We start from the raw sequence: 18,721 nt of genomic DNA on the forward strand, positions 1-18,721 counted from the left end.
ACCGGCCAAGCCGGCGCCGCTGCTGGCCCTGGCCGAGCCGGCCGACGTCGCCGCCGGTGACGAGGCCGCCGCCCTCGCCGCTCGCGCCAGCTGGGAGACCGGCCAGATCGTCCTGGCCCTGTCGCCCGCCGACGCCGATCATCTGTCCGCCGGCCACGCGGCCCGCGCCGCCGTGAACGCCGCCGCCTTCCTTGGCGACGAAGGCTTCGACCTCGCCGGCTTCCGCCACGCGGTGCGCCTGTGGGCGATCGCGCTGGAGCTGGAGCGCCCGATCAACGGCGCCGTGGCCTTGAGCCTGGCTGGCGTCGGCGACTGGCTGCTGGCCCAAGGACTGTCGCCCGCGACGTCCGCCGGTCGTGACGCCGCCGCAGCGCTGTGGGCCCTGGCCTCCGGCGAGGCTCTGACGGCCTCCGCCGAGGTCGCCGGCGTGCTCGGCGCCGCCGAGACCTTCACGGCCGACCAACAGCGCGTCACGGACACGCTGGCCGAGCGCGCCACGCTCGCCACCAAGCTCGACGCGCCGCTGGCGGCTGAGGCCGTCGCCGCGCTGGATCGCGCTATGACCGCCGTGCGCGCCCACGGCCTACGCGGAACGGGCGTCGTCGCCGCTTTCGAAGACGCCGAGACGGCCCTGCGCTTGGGCGCTCGCCCCGGCCTCGATACGGTCTGGAGCCTGATCCAGGCCGCCGAGACCCTCGATGGCGTCGCCGTGCGCCAATTCTCCGGCGCCGCCCAGTCGGCTCTGCGCGCCGACGGCGCCGATCTCGACGCCGCGCGCCTGCACGCGCTTGGCGCTGGATCACTGGAGGAGGCCCAGGGCCTCGACCATCGCGCCCTGGCGGCCGTCGGCTTCACAGGCCACGAGATCACGCTTGCGGAGAGCGTCCTGCGGTCCACCGGCGACCTGCGTGCGGCTTTCGCGCCAGCCGTGGTCGGCGCCGACTTCCTCAGCGACGTGCTCGGCGCGCCCGCCGAGGCGCTGGCCGATCCCGCCTTCGACACCCTGGCCTTCGCCGGCTTCGCGCCGGAGACGATCGCCGCCGCCCAGGCCCACGCGGTTGGAACCGGCCGCATTCACGACGCGACGGCCCTGGCGCCGGAAACCCAGGTCCTGTTCCGCGCCTTCGAGGCGCCGGGCCAGGCTGACCGCATCGCCTTCACCGCCGCCGTCGAGGCCTTCGCCTGCGCGCCGTGGCCGCTGGCCCTGGTCGCGCCGTTCGACGCCCGCCCGGCCGACCTGCTGCGGCTGCAGGCCTCGGCCGCCCGCGCCGGCGTTCGGGCTCTGAAGCTGTCGCGCGCCGCCGCCCCGGCCGACTTCACGCTCGACCTGCCAGAAGCCCCGACCGAGGCGCCGCGCGCCAGGCCGCCCGAGCCGGTCGTCACCGAGCGGGTGGTCGAGAAGGTGGTCGAGCGCCGGCGCGAGCGCCGCAAGCTGCCCGACCGCCGCAAGGGCTACATCCAGAAGGCGGCCGTCGGCGGCCACAAGGTCTATCTGCACACCGGCGAATACGAGGACGGCGAGGTCGGCGAGATCTTCATCGACATGCACAAGGAAGGCGCCGCCTTCCGGTCGTTGATGAACAACTTCGCCATCGCCGTATCGCTGGGCCTGCAGCACGGCGTGCCGCTGGACGAGTTCGTCGACGCCTACGTCTTCACCAAGTTCGAGCCGGCCGGGCCGGTAACGGGCAACGACTCGATCAAGTCGGCGACCTCGATCCTCGACTACATCTTCCGCGAACTGGGCGTCTCGTACCTGGGTCGAGACGACCTGGCCAACGGCGACCCGCAGGAGTTCAACGCCGACGGCCTGGGCCGAGGCAAGAACGCCGAGACCGAGGACGAGGCTGACGAGCCCGCGCCGCTGCCGGCCTCGAAGTTCATCTCCAAAGGCTTCTCGCGCGGCGCGACGCCGGACAACCTGGTCTTCGCCGCCTTCGGCCGTCGCAAGGACGACGAGGCCAAGACCAGCGCGCAGGCCGACCAGGCCGACATCTGCCCAGCCTGCGGCGACGTCGCCCTGAGCCGCAAGGGCGGCCTCGTGGTCTGCGAAAGCTGCAACGGCCAGGCCGAACGGCCTTCCCCCCGGGGATGAGTTTCTGGCGCGGGGCTTGCTGCGAAGGTCGCAAGTCCCATACCTCGCCCCTTCCATCGCCTAGGACGCGTGCCGAAATGAAACCGCTGGCCCTCCTCGCCGCCGCCGCGCTCTCGACCCTGGCCCTGGCCGGTCCCGCCCTGGCGCAGAACGCCGGACAGATCGAGCGCGTGCGCCGCGGCGCCGACTGCCCCAAGTGCAATCTCTTCCAGGCCGACCTGTCGGGCCTGACGCTGAAGGCCAAGAACCTGGCCGGCGCCCGCCTGCGGCAGGCCGACCTGTCGCTGGCGGTGATGGGCCGCACGCGGTTCACCGGCGGCGACCTGCGCGACGTCAACGCCTATGGCGGCGTCTTCGGCGGCGCCAGCTTCGCCCGCGCGAACCTGACCAACGCGACCTTCGTCGGCGCCTATCTGGAAGGGGCCAGCTTCGCGGGCGCCGACCTGTCGGGCGTCAACTTCTCGGGCGCCGAGCTCGACCGGGCCACGGGCCTGACGCAGGCGCAGCTGAACCGCGCCTGCGGCGATCCTTCGACGACCCTGCCGCGCGGCCTGTCGATCCCGCGCTGCCGCTAGGGCTCAGCGCACCGGCAGCATCAGGTGCGCGTAGGGCGTATCCGGGAACATGACGTAGGGCTTCGACGTATCCGGACGCGCGCCGCCGGGATAGCCGGCCAACATGCCCGGCGCGCCGACGACCATGACGTGCGGACCGGTCTTGACCCAGTCATCCCCGGCCATCGGCTTGGTGGCGTAGGGGTCGAGGTTGCTGGGATCCGAGCCGCCCTTGAGCATGTAGATGAAGCCCGGCTTGCCTTCCGGCGGCGGCTTGCGGCCGAACATGGCGCTCGCCCATTCCATGGCGTTGGCGTCGGCGCACATGGGATCGACGCCCGGCGTCGTCGGGATGTCGGGCATGCAGGTGTAGCCGTTCGTGCCGTCGCGCAGGTGACGCATCGAGCCGTCGGCGGCGAAGGTCATGATCGCCGCGTCCTTGCCGATGGCCGGTGGCGCGGCCGACATGGCGCTGGCGATGATCTTCTGGTCGGCGGCGGACGGCGGCGCGGCTTGGGCGACCGTCACGGCGGACAGGCAAAGAGATAGCGCTAAAGCGGTCCTGAACATCGGGAACCCTCCCTGGGCGCACCCCCGACAGCGGCACCATAACACGAAAAAGCCCTCCGAGCCGAACGGCCGGAGGGCTTTGTCTTTCAGGCGCTTGCCCTCAGATCCTTAGACCTTGATGGGCGGAGCCGTGCGGATGTGCAGTTCCTTGAGCTGCTTGTCGAGCACGTTGGCCGGGGCGTTCATCAGCAGGTCCTGGCCCTGCTGGTTCAGCGGGAAGGCGATGACTTCGCGGATGGCGACCTGCTCGGCCAGGAGCATGACGATGCGGTCGATGCCGGGGGCCAGACCACCGTGCGGCGGCGCGCCGTAGCGGAAGGCGTTCAGCATGCCGCCGAACTGCTCCTCGACCACTTCCGGGCCGTAGCCGGCGGTCTCGAAGGCCTTGAGCATGATCTCGGGCTTGTGGTTCCGGATCGCGCCCGAGCACAGTTCGTAGCCGTTGCAGACGATGTCGTACTGATAGGCGCGGATGGTCAGCGGGTCCTGGGTCTCCAGGGCCTCCAGACCGCCCTGCGGCATCGAGAACGGGTTGTGCGAGAAGTCGACCTTCTTCTCGTCCTCGTTCCACTCGAACATCGGGAAGTCGACGATCCAGCAGAACTTGAACTGCTCTTCGGCGACCAGCTTCAGCTCCGTGCCGACGCGGGTACGGGCGAGGCCTGCGAACTTGGCGAACACGGCCGGATCGCCGGCCACGAAGAAGGCGGCGTCGCCCTTGCCCAGGCCCAGGCTCTCCATCAGGGCCTGGGTGGGTTCACCCAGGTTCTTGGCGATCGGGCCGCCCCAGCCGCCCTGGTCTTCCGACCAGAAGACGTAGCCGAGGCCCGGCTGGCCTTCGCCCTGGGCCCAGCTGTTCATGCGGTCGCAGAAGGCGCGGCTGCCGCCGGTCGGGGCCGGGATGGCCCAGATGGCGTTCTTGGCGTCGGCGCCGAGGATCTTGGCGAACAGGCCAAAACCGCCGTCACGGAAGTGCTCGGAGACGTCGGCCATCTTGATCGGGTTGCGCAGGTCCGGCTTGTCGCTGCCGTACCAGGCCATCGACTGGGCGTAGGTCAGGCGCTCGAAGCCCTTGTGCTCGAGCGTCGCGCCGAAGTCGTTGGTGAAGGTGTGGGCCTCGCTGATCGGCGAGACCGGCTTGCCCGAACCGAACTCCTCGAAGATGCCGTGCATCACCGGCTCGATGGCCGCGAACACGTCTTCTTGCGTGACGAAGCTCATCTCGACGTCGAGCTGGTAGAATTCCAGCGAACGGTCGGCGCGCAGGTCCTCGTCGCGGAAGCACGGGGCGATCTGGAAGTAGCGGTCGAAGCCCGAGACCATCAGCAGCTGCTTGAACTGCTGGGGCGCCTGCGGCAGGGCGTAGAACTTTTCCGGGTGCAGACGCGAGGGCACCAGGAAGTCACGCGCGCCTTCCGGCGAGGACGCCGTCAGGATCGGCGTCTGGAACTCGTTGAAGCCCTGGGCGAACATGCGGTTGCGGATCGACTGGATCACGCGCGAACGCAGCACGATGTTCTTGTGCAGGGTCTCGCGGCGCAGGTCGAGATAGCGGTGCTTGAGGCGGATCTCTTCGGGATAGTCCGGCTCGCCGAAGACCGGCAGCGGCAGTTCGTCGGCGGTCGACAGCACTTCGACGTCGGTGACGCGAATCTCGATCTCGCCGGTCGGCAGGTTGGGGTTCACGACGCTGGCGTCGCGGGCCACGACCTGGCCATCGACGCGGATCACGCTCTCGGCGCGCAGGCGCTCGACGATGGCGAAGCCCGGGGTCTCCGGGTGCAGCACCAGCTGGGTCAGGCCGTAGTGGTCGCGCAGGTCGATGAAGACCAGGCCGCCGTGGTCGCGCTTGCGGTGGATCCAGCCCGACAGACGCACATTGGCGTTGGTGTCGCTGGCCCGAAGAGCGCCGCAGTTATGGGTGCGATAGGCGTGCATCGTGGTCATGAAAGGCTTTGAAACGCGTTGATTTGCAAGGCGCGGAAAGGCGCATGCGGGGGCGTTTATGTCAAGGATTCTGGCAATCTTGTTCCTTCTCCCCTTGCGGGAGAAGGTGGCGGTCGAAGGCCGTCGGATGAGGGGTTTCTCAGACATCCGACATCGCACCTGGCCTCACCACTGCTCGCGGCTTTGAGTTCTGAGAGACCCCTCACCCGACCCTGCTCCGCAGGGCCACCCTCTCCCGCAAGGGGAGAGGGACACGGGTTTGCGATCTCCCGTGGCGATCCACGAAAGTTGGCGGGGAGGCGCGGAGCGGCCGGGCGGAGCCCGGAGACCGTGATGTGTTTTAGCGTTTCGGCTTCGTCTGACCGCTCCGCCGCATCGTAGGCTCGAAGGACCGGGGGCGCGGGTGCTTTTTCAACCCTGGACCCGGTTGTCCCTCGGACGGGCAGGACCAATAGCCCCGCGGTGATCCGGCGGCGCCTCGGCTGATCCTGTTAGGCCGGTTTGAAACGATCCCGACCCTGTCGACCCGCTTGTCTCGTCACGGAACGGCTGGCGGCCCAATCACGCCTTCTGAGCGATCCTGCAAACCCGCCCTTCCCATGACGCCCCAAGCGGCCCCGCTCGATGCGATCCACAGCCGCTAACTCGGGCCGGTACCAAGAGCCCTCCCCATGGCTGGGATGGCGATGATTATGGGGCGGCTTGAGTGGGGGAGGATAAGTTGGGGTTATAAAGTTTTAGCGCGTTGAACTTACTGGATTATTTTCCGATTACGCCGTGTGAGCAGTGTGCGTAACGCCGCCCCAACTCCGTAAAATCCCCGCGAAAGCGGGGACCCAGGCTTTTTCTGCCACCCACGGCGCTCGACGATAAAACACCTGGGTCCCCGCTTTCGCGGGGATTTTACGGGTGGAGGGATCAGGCCCCGAGCCCGGCCTGACCGCTGTACGCCGTGTTGAGTTCTGAGAGACCCCTCACCCGACCTGCTTCGCAGGCCACCCTCTCCCGCAAGGGGAGAGGGACGTCTACCCCGTCACGAAGACCTTCTTCAGTTCGGTCTTCAGGATCTTGCCGTTGGCGTTGCGTGGCAGGGTCTCGGGCCAGAACACCACCCGCACCGGCACCTTGAAGGCGGCCAGGCGGTCGGCGACGAAGGCGCGGAGTTCGTCTTCGGTGGCCTCGGCGCCGGGTTTCAGGGTGACGACGGCGGCGGGTTCCTCGCCGAGGGTCTTGTGGTCGACGCCGACCAGGGCCGCGTCCATCACCGCCGGGTGGTCGTAGAGGACGTTCTCGACCTCGATGCAGTAGATGTTCTCGCCGCCCCGGATCAGCATGTCCTTGGCGCGGTCGATGATGTAGCAGAAGCCCTCTTCGTCGAGGCGGGCCAGGTCGCCGGTGCGCACCCAGCCGTCGATGAAGGTCTGGGCCGTGGCCTCGGGCTTGTTCCAGTAGCCCTTCACCACCTGCGGCCCCTTGCACCACAGCTCGCCCACCGAACCGATCGGCAGCTCCTGGTAGGGCGCCTCGAGGGTCATGATCTTCAGGTCGGTGACCGGCACGGCCGGGCCGCAGCTTTCGGGACGGTTCTCATAGTCCTCGCCCGAGTTGGAGGTGGCGGTGGCCGAGGTCTCGGTCATGCCCCAGCCGTTGCCCGGCGAGGATTTCGGCCAGATCTCCTTGATCTTGCGCACCAGCTCGGGCGCCGAGGGCGCGCCGCCATAGGCCACGGCCTCCAGCGACGACAGGTCGTAGTTGTCGCGGGAGGGATGCTCGATGATCTGCCAGGCGATGGTCGGCACGCCGCCCATCTGGGTCAGCTTCTCGTCCTGGATCAGCTGCATGGCCTTTTCGGGATCCCACTTGCGGATCATGGCGAGCTTCGCGCCGCCGAACAGGCCGGGGTTCATCACCGCGAAGCAGCCGGTGGCGTGGAAGAACGGCACCGAGATCAGCGCGCCCTTCTGCGGCAGGCTGGGATCGGGCTGGGGCGGAGCCTCGCCACGGCGCAGGAAGCTGCGCGCCGAAGCCGCGGCGGCGGCGAAGATGTTGCTGTTGACCGCTCGGTGCGTAGCCAGGGCGCCCTTGGGCTTACCCGTGGTGCCGGAGGTGTAGAAGATCGTCGCGTCGTCCTCGGGACCCAGTTCGACGGTCGAAAGCGGCTTTTCCTCCAGCTTGATCCAGTCGTTGGGGCCGCCGATCACGCTTTCCAGGCGCGTGACGTAGGGATGGGCGATCTCTTCCCTGGCGCGCGAGACGTAGACGCGCTGGAGGTCGGGGCAGTTGTCGAAATGCTCGGCCAGGCGCTCGAAGCGCTCGACGTCCATCACCGCGACCGAGGCGCCGGAATCGACGAGGCCGTATTCCAGCTCCGGCCCGGTCCACCAGGCGTTCAGCGGGGTGAGGATCGCGCCGATCGACAGGCCCGCATAGAAGGCCACAGGCCATTCGGGCAGGTTGCGCATGACCAGGGCCACCCGATCGCCCTTCTTGACGCCCTTGGCCTCCAGCTCGGCGGCGAAGACGGTGACGGCGCGGTAGAAGGCCTCGAAGCTGACCCGCTCGTCCTCGTGGACGAGATAGATCTTGTCGCCGTGGGTGCGGCCGACCTGCAGGGTGTGGCGCAGGGTGGGCGGAAGGTTCTTCCAGGTCCGCGTCGGCACGCCGCGGATCACCACCTCCTCCATCTCGCCGGGCGTTCCCGGGGCGGTGATCAGGGCGTAGGCCTGTTTCACCGACATGGCGGGCCAAGGGGGCAAGGCGTGAGCGGCCTGGGTCATTCGTTACTCTCCCGGTGTAGCTCGCGCTCGTTGGAAGCGGCGCGTTTCCGTCGAGTAAGCACGGCGGGACGACCGATGTAAACGGTCGTTTGGATAGATAAGGGAACAATGTTTAGTTGGCCGCCCCGTCCTTCTCCCCTTGCGGGAGAAGGTGGCGGCGAAGCCGACGGGTGAGGGGTCGCGCGGGCGGTTCTGAGAGACCCCTCACCCGACCCCGCTCCGCGGGGCCACCCTCTCCCGCAAGGGGAGAGGGATCGCAATTAGGCCATCGCCGCCAAGCGCTGCAAAGCCGCTTCCAGCTTGGCCTTCGCCGCTTCAGCCTCGGCGAGGCGTTCGCGGTTTTCGTCGACGACCTCGGGCTTGGCGCGGGCCAGGAAGTCGGGGTTGCCGAGCTTCTTGCCGGTCTTCTCGATCTCCGAGACGTGGCCGGCGATCTCCTTGGTCAGGCGGGTCTTCTCGGCGGCGACGTCGATGAACTCGGCGACGCCGAGGGCGCCGGTCGCTTCACCCATCACCACAGGCGCCGTGCCGGCGGGCGCGGCGTCCGCCAGGGAGATCTCGCCCAGGCGGGCCAGGCTGAGCAGCAGATCGCGGTGACGCGACAGGCGGCCTTGGGTGCCCTCGCCCGCGCCGACCACGGCCAGGGCCGGCTTGGCCGACGGCGGCACGTTCATCTCGGCGCGCAGCGAGCGGATCTCGCCGACCGTGTCGACCAGCCAGCCGATCTCGGCGGCCGCGTCAGCGTCGATCCAGCTTTCCGGAAGTTCCGGCCACTGGGTCGAGATCAGCATGGCCTGGCGGGCCGGACCGCCCTCTTCCGCCGTCTTGTCCCACAGCTCCTCGGTGATGAACGGCATCACCGGGTGCAGCAGGATCAGGATCTGGTCGAGCACCCAGGCCGTGGTGGCGCGGGTCTCGGCCTTGGCGGCCTCGTCTTCGCCGTTGAGGATCGGCTTGGCCAGCTCCAGGTACCAGTCGCAGAAGACGTTCCAGATGAAGCGGTAGAGGCTGCCGGCGGCCTCGTCGAAGGCCGGGGCTTCGAGAGCCCTGGTGACCTCGCCGAGCGTCTTGACGACCTCGCCGCGGATCCACTTGTTGATCGGCTGGGTCACGCTCGCGGGGTCGAAGCCCTCGACGCGGACGCAGCCGTTCATCTGGGCGAAGCGCGTGGCGTTCCACAGCTTGGTGCCGAAGTTGCGGTAGCCCTCGATGCGCTGCTTGGAGAGCTTGATGTCGCGCGCCTGGCCCGACATGGCGGTCAGGGTGAAGCGCACGGCGTCGCAGCCCAGCTCGTCGATCAGGGCGAGCGGGTCGATGACGTTGCCCTTGGACTTGCTCATCTTGGCGCCCTTCTCGTCACGGACGAGGGCGTTGATGAACACCTGCTTGAACGGGGCTTCACCCATGAAGTGGATGCCCATCATCATCATCCGGGCGACCCAGAAGAAGATGATGTCGAAGCCGGTGACCAGGGTGCTGGTCGGGTAGAAGCGGGCGACGTCCGGGGTCTTTTCGGGCCAGCCGAGGGTCGAGAACGGCCACAGGGCCGAGCTGAACCAGGTGTCGAGGACGTCTTCATCGCGCTTAAGCTCGACGCTAACGATATTACCTTCTTCGTCTCTGACCGTAGTAGGCCACCCCTCAACGAAGCGAACTCGGGTACCAGAGCCGTAATAGGCCGAAGCCTCCACCATCACGTCTTCTTCGGTCTCACCGACAAAGATCTTCGAGGTGTGCTGGTCCACATCTGCCGGGTCATTCGAAGGCCCAAACCAGGCCGGGATGCGGTGGCCCCACCAGAGCTGGCGCGAGACGCACCAGGGCTCGATGTTGCGCAGCCACTCGAAGTAGGTCTTTTCCCAGTGCTTCGGCTCGAAGACCGTCTCGCCGGTCTCGACGGCCTTCAGGGCCGGCTGGGCCAGGGTGTAGGCGTCGACGTACCACTGGTCGGTCAGGTAGGGCTCGATGACCACGCCCGAACGGTCGCCGTGCGGGACCATGTGCTTGGTCTTCTCGATCTCCTTCAGCCAGCCCTCTTCCTCGGCGCGGGCGACGATGGCCTTGCGCGCGGCGAAGCGGTCCATGCCCTGATACTCGGCCGGGACGGCGTCGTTGAGCTTGGCTTCGGGGGTCAGGATGTTGATGGCCGGCAGGCCCGCGCGCTTGCCGACGCCGAAGTCGTTGAAGTCGTGCGCGGGCGTGATCTTCACCGCGCCCGAACCCTTGGTCGGGTCGGCGTAGTCGTCGGCGACGATCGGGATGCGGCGACCGACGATCGGCAGGACCACGTCCTTGCCGACCAGGTCCTTGTAGCGCTCGTCCGACGGATGGACGGCCACGCCGGTGTCGCCCAGCATCGTTTCGGGACGGGTGGTGGCCACGACGATGTAGTCGCGTGTCTCAAATTGGGTCGGCTTGCCCTCGTCGTCGAACTCGACGGGGTGCTGATAGGTGACGCCGTCCGCCAGCGGATAGGCGAAGTGCCAGTAGGCGCCGTCGACCTCCTTCTGCTCGACCTCGAGGTCGGAGATGGCGGTCTGGAACTGGGGATCCCAGTTCACGAGGCGCTTGTCGCGATAGAGCAGGCCCTGCTTGTAGAGCTGGACGAAGACCTTGCGGACGGCGGCCGACAGGCCCTCGTCCAGGGTGAAGCGCTCGCGCGACCAGTCGCAGCTGGCGCCCAGACGGCGCAGCTGGTTGGTGATCGCCCCGCCGCTCTCGGCCTTCCATTCCCAGACGCGCTCGACGAAGGCGTCGCGGCCCATGTCGCGGCGGCCGATGTTGCCGGCGGCGGCCAGCTGGCGCTCGACCACCATCTGGGTGGCGATGCCCGCGTGGTCGGTGCCCGGCAGCCACAGGGCGGCCTTGCCGCGCATGCGGTGGAAGCGGGTCAGCACGTCCTGCAGCGTGTTGTTCAGCGCGTGGCCGATGTGCAGGCTGCCCGTGACGTTCGGCGGCGGGATCACGATGACGAACGGCTCGGCGTTCGGATCCTCAGCTGGCTTGAAGGCCCCGGAGGCCTCCCAGGCGGCGTACAGGCGGGGTTCGACGGACTTGGGATCGAAGGTCTTTTCAAGCATGGCGGAGGGGATATGCCACTTAGCGCCGCCCCGCGAAACCGGGCGACGGGATTATCGGGGATTTTGAACGGGAAAAGGCGGCCGCCGGAGCGACCGCCTTCTCAATTTCAATGCGTCGGCGGCCGCCCTAGGGACGGTGCGACGCAAGCATCATACGCCGCGGCCGCGCGAGATCCGGTGGACCTCTTCCTCGACCTTGTTCTCGACGATGCGCGGCAGGTTGGTGTCCAGCCACTCCTTGAGCAGCGGGCGCAGCAGCTCGCGAACGACGTCTTCCAGCGTGCGGCCGTTGGCCGGCATCAGCAGGGCCGAGCTCAGGCTGCCGAAGGCGCTGGCGGCAAGGCCGGCGGCGTGGTCGCCGACCAGGGTCTCGGCCACTTCGTCGCGGTTGAAGGCCGGCGCGGGCGGGGTGTAGGCCGGTTCCGGCGGCGGGGGCGGCGGCTCATAGGCCGGCTCCGGCTCGGGTTCCGGGGTGTAGACGTCGAGGTCGCCGAGCGTCTCGACCGGAGCCGGCGGCTCGATCGGATCGGTCAGGTCGAGGACGTCGTCCTCGATCAGCGGCTCGGGCTCGGGAACCGGCTCGGGCGCGGGCGGCGGCGCTTCGGCCGCCGGAGCGTCGTCTTCGGAGATGATCCGCCGGATCGAGGCGAGGATCTCCTCCATCGTCGGTTCTTGAGAGCTCTGGTCGGACATGATGGGCTGGGCCGTATTAAAGGGCTACGAATCCTTGGCGTCCTGCAAGACGCGCACCACCGATGGTGCAGACTTGCACGGCTTAAGCAAGGCCAAGGATGGGCGAGGCGATGATTCGTCCAGGATTGGACGGACTTACTTACCCGGAGCGGGCGTCGCCACGGCCGGCGAGGCGATCTTGTCGAGCGCCTGCACGGCCGGCTCCCACGGCACCCACCCGAAGGCGTGATTGACCTTGTCGTACGAGGTCTTGGGATCGTAGCGCGTCACGTCGGGGGCCAGCTTGGCGATGTCGAGCGCGCCCATGGCCTGCAACACGCCGGTGCTGGCGACGTATTCGTCGCGGCGGGCGGTCACGAGGGCCAGTTCGGCGGCGCGCAGCTCCTGCTGGGCGTTGAGCACGTCGAGCGTGGTGCGCAGGCCGACCTGCTGCTCCTGGCGGACGCCCTCGAAGGCGATCTTGGTCGCCCTCACCTGCTCCTCGTTGGACACGAGGTTGGCGCGGGCGGCCAGCAGGGTGCTCCAGGCCGACGAGACCTGCTGCACGACGGTGCGCTTGGCGCCCTCGACGGCGATGCGGGCGGCGTTCTCGCGCTCGCGGGCGGCGCGGACGGCCGAGGCGTTGAGGCCGCCGGTGAAGATCGGCACGCGGGCGGTGATCGAGCCGGCGACGGCGCGGTCGTAGTCGCCGAACTGCTTGCCGGCGCCGTTCACCTCGCTGGCGTCGTAGCCCAGGCTGGCGCCGGCCGAGACGGTGGGCAGGTAGGCGGCGCGGGCCGCGGCGACGTCGGCCGTGGCGGCCTGCTCGCTGTAGCGAGCGGCGACGACGGCCGGGTTGTTGGCTTCGGCGGCGTCGAAGGCCTGCTCGACGCTGGCCGGCAGCAGAGCGGCCAGCGAGGGTTCGGGCGCCAGGTCGGTCGGATTCTGGCCGACGACCTGGGCGTAGTTCGCGCGGGCGACGGCCAGGTTGGCCTGGGACGAGGACAGGCTGGCCTTGGCGGCGGCCAGGCGCGCCTGCGACTGGGCCACGTCGGTGCGGGTGATCTCGCCGACCTCGAAGCGGGCGTTCGACTCGTCGAGCTGGCGGGTCAGGACGTTGACGTTTTCCTGGGCGATCCGAAGGCTTTCCTCGGTGCGGCGGACGTCGACATAGGCGGTGATGACAGTGGCCAGCACCGACTGCTCGACGCTGCGCAGGTCTTCACGGCCGGCCAGGACAGTCGCCTCGGCGGCCGTCAGGTTGGCGCTGGCCTTGCCGCCCGTATAGAGCGGCTGCGACAGCGAGACGGTGGCGCCGCTGCCGCTGGTCTTCAGGCGGTCCAGACCGTTAGTACGCTCGGCGTAGTCGGTGCGCGAAGCCGAGATGTCGGCGGTGGCGCTGACGGTCGGACGGAAGCCGGTCTTGGCCTGGACGACGGTCTCGTCCGTGGCCCGCTGCACCGCGCGCTGCTGCTGCAGGGTCGGATTGGTCTGGTACGCCAGGGAGACGGCGTCGGTCAGCGTCTCGGCGTTCGCGGCCGAGGCCATGAAACCCATGCAGCAGGCGGCGGCCAGCAACCCGGCCCGACGGCTCTTCGACATCCCGTTCTTCCCCAACACACCCGAAGCTCTCGCTTCAATACCAGCGCTGTAAGGCCGGCCGTCAACCGTCGCTAGTTAAGCTTTTTTCACGCAGGCGTTGTGCGCCCGCGTGAAATAAGCCCGGATCAGAACGCGAAGCCGGCCTCGACCGGGAAACCGGCCAGGAGCGACGGCGTCGAATCGAACACCGGACGACCGGCCACACCGTCTTCGGCGCGGACATAGAGCGTGGCGCGGCCGACCGGCCCCTGGCGCTCGACGACGCCCAGACGGCCGTGCAGGGCGAGCGCCCCGGTCCACGAGGCCGGCGCCTTCGGCACGGCGCCTTCGGTGACGATAACATCGTATTCGCCGGCCGGAACGGCGGTCAGGTCGTCGCCGTCGAGACGGGTGACGGCCAGGCCCATGGTCTCGAGCACCACGGCGGCGTACGGCGCGGCGATGACCAGGGCCTTCTCGCCGGCGCGCGGCTTGATGATCTGCAGCAGCTTGCCGATGTCGCGCGGACGCATCAGCGTGCGGCCCGGCGCATATTCGACTTCGGCGTCGGCATAGGCCAGGTAGGCCTTGCCGGCGGGCACGAGGTTTTCGCGCGGAACCACACGCAGGGCGTCCTGCAGCGGCAGGTCGGTCACGTCGGCGGTGCGGATCTGGCTTTCCACCATGTTCAGGCGGGCGGCCGCGAAATCGGAGCTCATGGACTTCCTCGGAAAGCGGTTCGACAGGCTTATAGGTCCGCGTCTCGTCGGAAGGCAATCAGCCGCTTGCATTACGCATGCAGGGCGTTCGGCGTCGCGTCAGACCCCTTCGCCGAGCAGGCGACGCAGCTGGTTGACGGCCGGACGCATCAGCGGACAGACCGTGGCGGCCGTGGCCAGGGGCGGGCCGAGCACAGCGGCGCGGGCGGCGTCGTTCTCGCAGAGCTGCACGGCGATGCGGGCGATCAGCGCCAGATCCGGTTCCAGCAAGGCGGTGCGCTGGTCGATCAGGCGGGTCAGGTAACGCGGGTCGGCGTCGTCGGGATAGCTTTCGATGGCTTCCTCGACGCTTTTGAGCAGCACCTCGATACGGCTTTCCACACCCACGGCGGTGGCGGCCTCACGCAATCTGGCTTCGATCTCACTCATGCCCAGCCGCGCCCCCGCGTACGCCTTCCCCTGAATTCGGCGGCCCGTATGGCGCAAAATCGTCGTTAACGCCTCCCCCAAAAGCATACTGTCCCCAAAATGGGGACATGGTGAATTTTGCTGGCGCGGCGACTCAGCACCACGGTTAATCGGGCCAAGGGCTTCAGGGGACGGTATGGGCACGGATGTTCGGCGCGCGGTTGTCCGCCTTTCGGCGGGTTATTTCCTGCGCTCGCTGGATGTCGCCAAGGGCCTGCACGGCAACGACCCGGTCCGGGCCATCGTCTTCACCACCATCTGGGTGGCCAACACCGCCCACATCCGCCCCAACATGGGCTTCGACGCCAAGGAAAAGGTGGTCCAGGACGCCCTGCGCCGTCCGGTGACGGTGGTGCAGATCGCCGACTCGCTGGTTATGCCGGCCGAGACGGTGCGCCGCCACGTCAGCGGCCTGATCGCCGACGGCCTGTGCGTGCGCCACGGCCGCAAGGGCGTGACCATTCCGGCCGAGGTCTTCGCCCGCCCCGAGATGCTGGCCAGCCTGGACCAGCAGCACCAGTACACCGAGACCTATTATCGCGAGCTGCAGAAGCTGGTTGAGGCGTAGCCGTTCGCGCGCTCGACGCCTGATTGCAGCGACATCGCAAGACCGCTAGCGTCGGCCTTCCACCAAGGCGAAGCCTGCATGCGATCCCCCTTGATCCTCTGCCTGCTCGGCGGCCTCGCCGCATGCGCTCCCGCGTCGACCGACGCGCCCGTGGCGGCGTGGGCGAAATGGGGCATGTCGGATGCGAAGGTCGTCGCCGGGTCCGCCGGACGCCTCTCGCCGGCTCGCCTGGAGGAACCCGGCCACCTCCAGGAGCAGCCGCTTCAGCTCATCTCGACTGGACGCCTCAGCAAGGACGGACGCGAGTTCGAGGCGACGTTCAGGTTCGACCGCCACAGCCGCGAGCTCTACGAGATCACGCTTCACCTGGACGGCCAGAAGGCCTGCGCCGACCTGCTGGGCGAAACGCTCACGCGGCAGGGCCAAGCTGATCGCGTGCTCCAAGGCTCATCCGGCGGCAAGGCCGGCATGTACATCTGGAGCAAGCAGCGCCCGTTGATGCTGAACTACCGGCCGGCCTTTTCGGATTGCGCGCTGATCTACGCTGCACCCAGGAACGCCAAGGCTTCCTGAGGAGGAAGGGCGGACGGCGTCAGCCGCGCGAGGCCTCGAAGCGCATGGCGTCGGCGATCATCGTTTCCAGCGAGCGCGTCGGCCGCCAGCCGAGATCGGCGGCGATGCGGGAGATGTCGGCGACCAGGGCCGGCGGGTCGCCTTCGCGGCGGGGGCCGTAGCCGTAGGGGGCGGGCTTGCCGGCCACGGCCTCGGCGGCCTTGATCAGCTGCAGCACCGAAGCCCCCTGCCCGGCCCCGACATTGTAGGTGTCGCCGCGACCGCCCTCGATCAGGCGGCCCAGGGCCAGGACGTGGGCGTCGGCTAGGTCGGTGACGTGGACGTAGTCGCGGACCGCGGTGCCGTCGGGCGTGGGATAGTCGTCGCCGAACACGGTCAGCGGCCCGGCGCGGCCCAGCATGGCGCGGCACAGCAGCGGCACAAGATGGGTCTCCGGCTCGTGGCGCTCGCCGATCTCGCCGTCGGGGTCGGCCCCGGCGGCGTTGAAATAGCGCAGGACCGTGACGTTGAGGCCGTAGGCCGGCTCCATCCAGCGCAGGGCGTCTTCCAGGGCCAGCTTGGTCGAGCCGTAGGGATTGATCGGCCGGGTCGAGTGGCTCTCAGGAATCGGCGAGACCTCGGGCGCGCCGTAGACCGAGGCCGTCGAGGAGACGACCAGAGGCGCGACGCCGGCGTCGGCCAGGGCCTTGGCGAAGATCACCCCGGCGGTGAGGTTATTGTCATAGTACTTGGCCGGATCGCGGTTGCTCTCGCCGATCAGGCTGTGGGCCGCGAAGTGGATCGCGCCCTTGATGTCGTAACGGGCGACCAGTTCGGTCACCAGGGCCTCGTCGCGGATGTCACCCTCGTGCAGCGGCCCCCACTTCACGGCGTCGGCGTGGCCCATGACCAGGTTGTCGAGCGTGACGGGGCTGTAGCCGGCGGCCGCCAGGGCCTTGCAGGCGTGAGACCCGATATAGCCGGCGCCGCCGGCCACGAGAATCGACCCGGACATCGATTGGGACATCGATTGGGAACTGGACACCGGCCCTCTTTCGCCGCCCGAGATCCTGGCGCCCGGGCGTTTCTGCATGTCGCCGAACCTTGCGCCGGCCGCAACCCCAAAGCCTTGGCCATGGAGCCCGCGGACGCGCCGCGTCCGGACGATCAGGCGAAGGCAGAAGGGGAAATCTTCCTGACGGCGAACCCTTCGAACGATCGAAGGGAGAGTGGCTCCGCGGGTAGGATTCGAACCTACGACCAGCCGGTTAACAGCCGGCTGCTCTACCACTGAGCTACCGCGGAACAGGTCGCTCTCAAGAGAGGGCGGTTGATAGCCGCCCCGGTGACTCGGCGCAAGCCGCACAATCGCCCTGCGGCGAGATGAACCGGTAAAGCTTGTGGAGGAATTTCCTGGGCGACGAGGTCTTCGAATGATCGAAGGAAGAGTGGCTCCGCGGGTAGGATTCGAACCTACGACCAGCCGGTTAACAGCCGGCTGCTCTACCACTGAGCTACCGCGGAACAGGTCGCTCTCAAGAGAGGGCGGTTGATAGCCGCCTCGGTGACTCGGCGCAAGCGCCTTCGAGATAAAAAACAGCCCGGTTCGAAAACCGGGCTGTGAAAAGTTGAGTGATGGTGGGGCGCCTTCAAAAAGAAGACGCTCACAACCTCGCCAATCATGGTTAATCAGATCTTAATTTCACGCCGACCCGCCAAAAGGTCGCAGGGGTGACGGACGGGCGCCCCGCCCAGAGGCGCCTTCGCGTTGCTCCTTAAGCCACCCAGTCTCGCGACCCAAGCTCGCGACCATGTGTAACAGCGATACGTCGGCATCTTCCCGCCGGCCGACTCGGCGGCTAAAGCGTTCACCATGAACGAACCCGACGACCAGTGGTCGGTCACGCTCCAGCGCGGCGTGGCCAGCCTCGACTTCCAGGTGGCGCGCGATCCCGCCGTGGCCGCGCCCGTCATGACCGGCCTGCTGGGCGACCTGCGCGGGGCGCGGGCGATGGTCCAGGCCGCCGCCATGGCCGCCGCTGAGGCCGACCGCTGGGTGGCCGCCGGGTCGGGCGACATTCCCATTCCGCGCGCCCTGGTGTTGACCCGCCGCGACCTGGCCAAGGCCAAGGCCGCCGAGCCGCCCGGCAGCACGACCTCGCCGTTCACGGCCGGCTACGCCGCCGTCTATCGTCTGGAGTTGGCCCGCCTGCTGTGGGCCGCGATCTCCGACGCCCCTGCCCGCCGGCTGGAGGAACTGGCCCGCCGGGTTCCGGCCAACTAGAAACGTCGCCAGAGGGCGATGACCGCCCCACGCTCGCGCAGGGCGTTGCGGCCTGAGGCCGTGCCGGTAAGCCCGGCCTGGGCCGACCAGCCGGCCGGCAGGGCGTAGACCGCCGAAAGCTCCAGGTTCAGATAGCGATAGGCCTCGTAGCCGCCCTGCCCGGCTCCGAGCGACGAGACAGCATAGGCCTGCCCCATCAGCGTCAGCGGCTTCCTGGGCCGCACGCCGAGCGTGGCCTCGAACCGCCGCTCGTCGGGCGGATCGCCGTCGCGGCGGCGCAGCCCGCCCTGGACATCGGCGAAGACCTCGCGGCCGCCCAGGGTTCCGCTCCAGCCGACCAGCAGGCGGCTGTCGTATTCAGTGTCGGGCGAGCCCTTCTGCGCCGCGCCCGGATCGGCATCGCCGCCCGGCAGGCGCACCGAGGTCTGGTTCGACATCACCCAGCCGTCGCGCGCCAGAAGGCGGTAGCGGACCCCGACCTCGATATGCCCCGGCTCGTCGGCGCGGCCGTTGGCGGTGCGCAGGCGGCGGACCGAGCCCTGGAGGCCAAGGGTCAGCCGGTCGGTCAGGCCGTATTCGGCGAAGGCCTGCAGCTCGGTCTTGCGGTAGTCGACGATGTCGACCGCGCCGCCGCCGGCGTCGAAGCCGTGGGTGCTGTCCTGGGCGCGCAGGCTGACGATCACCTCCTTGCCGCCCTTGGGCTGGGTCCAGGCCGCCGCCTCGGCTTGGCTCCACGACCCAACCGTCGCCACAGCCGCCAGCAGAGCGGCGCCCCCGCGCCGCCTCACATCGAAGTCCATGCCGCCTCGCCCCTCCGCGACCGGTGAGCGATGATAGAAACACGAACTATCGCT

Annotated in this window: 15 protein-coding genes and 2 tRNA genes; 5 read left to right on the forward strand and 12 right to left on the reverse strand. The window is 68.6% G+C overall.

All coding sequences use genetic code 11. The features are described 5' to 3' along the window. On the forward strand, nt 1-2,095 hold a 2,095-nt coding region (locus tag AC2YHT_RS05895), incomplete at its 5' end, for a TSCPD domain-containing protein (RefSeq protein WP_487288649.1). Nucleotides 2,096-2,172: 77 nt separating this feature from the next. After that, entirely contained in the window at nt 2,173-2,670 is a 498-nt protein-coding gene (locus AC2YHT_RS05900) for a pentapeptide repeat-containing protein (protein ID WP_487288650.1), read from the forward strand. A gap of 3 nt (nt 2,671-2,673) precedes the next feature. Here the strand turns inward: AC2YHT_RS05900 and AC2YHT_RS05905 are convergent, their stop codons facing one another. From AC2YHT_RS05905 to AC2YHT_RS05940, 8 genes are all read right to left on the reverse strand, one after another. Continuing rightward, a complete protein-coding gene (locus tag AC2YHT_RS05905) occupies nt 2,674-3,219 on the reverse strand; it encodes a hypothetical protein (protein WP_487288651.1) in 546 nt (181 codons plus the stop codon). Nucleotides 3,220-3,327: 108 nt separating this feature from the next. Then, on the reverse strand, nt 3,328-5,166 hold the full coding sequence (gene aspS, locus AC2YHT_RS05910; protein WP_487288653.1) for an aspartate--tRNA ligase: 1,839 nt from the start codon (nt 5,164-5,166) through the stop codon (nt 3,328-3,330). 1,025 nt (nt 5,167-6,191) lie between these two features. Further along, nucleotides 6,192-7,943: a class I adenylate-forming enzyme family protein gene (locus tag AC2YHT_RS05915; protein ID WP_487288654.1), complete on the reverse strand. Its 1,752-nt coding sequence runs from the start codon at nt 7,941-7,943 to the stop codon at nt 6,192-6,194. Between the two features lie 260 nt (nt 7,944-8,203). Then, entirely contained in the window at nt 8,204-11,023 is a 2,820-nt protein-coding gene (locus AC2YHT_RS05920) for a valine--tRNA ligase (protein WP_487288655.1), read from the reverse strand. 150 nt (nt 11,024-11,173) lie between these two features. Continuing rightward, the gene (gene popZ / locus AC2YHT_RS05925) at nt 11,174-11,716 is read right to left on the reverse strand and encodes a pole-organizing protein PopZ (protein WP_487288656.1); all 543 of its coding nucleotides are present in this window, start codon (nt 11,714-11,716) and stop codon (nt 11,174-11,176) included. Between the two features lie 135 nt (nt 11,717-11,851). Further along, the gene (locus AC2YHT_RS05930) at nt 11,852-13,297 is read right to left on the reverse strand and encodes a TolC family outer membrane protein (RefSeq protein ID WP_487288658.1); all 1,446 of its coding nucleotides are present in this window, start codon (nt 13,295-13,297) and stop codon (nt 11,852-11,854) included. 125 nt (nt 13,298-13,422) lie between these two features. After that, entirely contained in the window at nt 13,423-13,995 is a 573-nt protein-coding gene (locus AC2YHT_RS05935; protein WP_110121236.1) for a protein-L-isoaspartate O-methyltransferase family protein, read from the reverse strand. A gap of 99 nt (nt 13,996-14,094) precedes the next feature. Further along, nucleotides 14,095-14,424, reverse strand: coding sequence for a hypothetical protein (locus AC2YHT_RS05940; protein ID WP_487288659.1), 330 nt, complete (start codon nt 14,422-14,424; stop codon nt 14,095-14,097). 175 nt (nt 14,425-14,599) lie between these two features. On the opposite strand from AC2YHT_RS05940, the gene AC2YHT_RS05945 reads away from it, so the two are divergent. Then, entirely contained in the window at nt 14,600-15,031 is a 432-nt protein-coding gene (locus AC2YHT_RS05945; RefSeq protein WP_487288661.1) for a hypothetical protein, read from the forward strand. Nucleotides 15,032-15,121: 90 nt separating this feature from the next. Then, nucleotides 15,122-15,604 carry a hypothetical protein gene (locus tag AC2YHT_RS05950; RefSeq protein ID WP_487288662.1) on the forward strand — a complete coding sequence of 161 codons (483 nt, stop codon included), beginning with the start codon at nt 15,122-15,124 and terminating at the stop codon, nt 15,602-15,604. Nucleotides 15,605-15,623: 19 nt separating this feature from the next. Here the strand turns inward: AC2YHT_RS05950 and galE are convergent, their stop codons facing one another. The 3 genes from galE to AC2YHT_RS05965 form a co-directional block, all read right to left on the reverse strand. Beyond that, nucleotides 15,624-16,598 carry a UDP-glucose 4-epimerase GalE gene (gene galE / locus AC2YHT_RS05955; protein ID WP_487288664.1) on the reverse strand — a complete coding sequence of 325 codons (975 nt, stop codon included), beginning with the start codon at nt 16,596-16,598 and terminating at the stop codon, nt 15,624-15,626. 215 nt (nt 16,599-16,813) lie between these two features. Next, a tRNA-Asn gene (locus AC2YHT_RS05960) sits at nt 16,814-16,888 on the reverse strand. Between the two features lie 144 nt (nt 16,889-17,032). Next, nucleotides 17,033-17,107: transfer RNA gene (locus tag AC2YHT_RS05965), tRNA-Asn, on the reverse strand. 349 nt (nt 17,108-17,456) lie between these two features. Between AC2YHT_RS05965 and AC2YHT_RS05970 the strand changes: the two genes are divergently transcribed. After that, nucleotides 17,457-17,867 (forward strand): hypothetical protein, encoded by a 411-nt coding sequence (locus AC2YHT_RS05970; protein WP_487288665.1) that lies wholly within the window; start codon nt 17,457-17,459, stop codon nt 17,865-17,867. Here AC2YHT_RS05970 and AC2YHT_RS05975 read toward each other — a convergent pair. Beyond that, on the reverse strand, nt 17,864-18,667 hold the full coding sequence (locus tag AC2YHT_RS05975) for a hypothetical protein (RefSeq protein ID WP_487288667.1): 804 nt from the start codon (nt 18,665-18,667) through the stop codon (nt 17,864-17,866). The genes AC2YHT_RS05970 and AC2YHT_RS05975 overlap by 4 nt on opposite strands. Nucleotides 18,668-18,721: the final 54 nt, after the last annotated feature.

Source organism: Caulobacter sp. SRI_008 (assembly GCF_057586355.1).

What these genes read in the sequence shown, in the direction of transcription:
- AC2YHT_RS05930 (WP_487288658.1), bottom strand. Translation starts at nt 13,297, where the DNA reads ATGTCGAAGAGCCGTCGGGCCGGGTTGCTGGCCGCCGCCTGCTGCATG.
- AC2YHT_RS05920 (WP_487288655.1), bottom strand. Translation starts at nt 11,023, where the DNA reads ATGCTTGAAAAGACCTTCGATCCCAAGTCCGTCGAACCCCGCCTGTAC.
- AC2YHT_RS05945 (WP_487288661.1), top strand. Translation starts at nt 14,600, where the DNA reads ATGGGCACGGATGTTCGGCGCGCGGTTGTCCGCCTTTCGGCGGGTTAT.
- popZ (WP_487288656.1), bottom strand. Translation starts at nt 11,716, where the DNA reads ATGTCCGACCAGAGCTCTCAAGAACCGACGATGGAGGAGATCCTCGCC.
- AC2YHT_RS05940 (WP_487288659.1), bottom strand. Translation starts at nt 14,424, where the DNA reads ATGAGTGAGATCGAAGCCAGATTGCGTGAGGCCGCCACCGCCGTGGGT.
- AC2YHT_RS05935 (WP_110121236.1), bottom strand. Translation starts at nt 13,995, where the DNA reads ATGAGCTCCGATTTCGCGGCCGCCCGCCTGAACATGGTGGAAAGCCAG.
- AC2YHT_RS05905 (WP_487288651.1), bottom strand. Translation starts at nt 3,219, where the DNA reads ATGTTCAGGACCGCTTTAGCGCTATCTCTTTGCCTGTCCGCCGTGACG.
- galE (WP_487288664.1), bottom strand. Translation starts at nt 16,598, where the DNA reads ATGTCCGGGTCGATTCTCGTGGCCGGCGGCGCCGGCTATATCGGGTCT.
- AC2YHT_RS05915 (WP_487288654.1), bottom strand. Translation starts at nt 7,943, where the DNA reads ATGACCCAGGCCGCTCACGCCTTGCCCCCTTGGCCCGCCATGTCGGTG.
- aspS (WP_487288653.1), bottom strand. Translation starts at nt 5,166, where the DNA reads ATGACCACGATGCACGCCTATCGCACCCATAACTGCGGCGCTCTTCGG.
- AC2YHT_RS05975 (WP_487288667.1), bottom strand. Translation starts at nt 18,667, where the DNA reads ATGGACTTCGATGTGAGGCGGCGCGGGGGCGCCGCTCTGCTGGCGGCT.
- AC2YHT_RS05970 (WP_487288665.1), top strand. Translation starts at nt 17,457, where the DNA reads ATGAACGAACCCGACGACCAGTGGTCGGTCACGCTCCAGCGCGGCGTG.
- AC2YHT_RS05900 (WP_487288650.1), top strand. Translation starts at nt 2,173, where the DNA reads ATGAAACCGCTGGCCCTCCTCGCCGCCGCCGCGCTCTCGACCCTGGCC.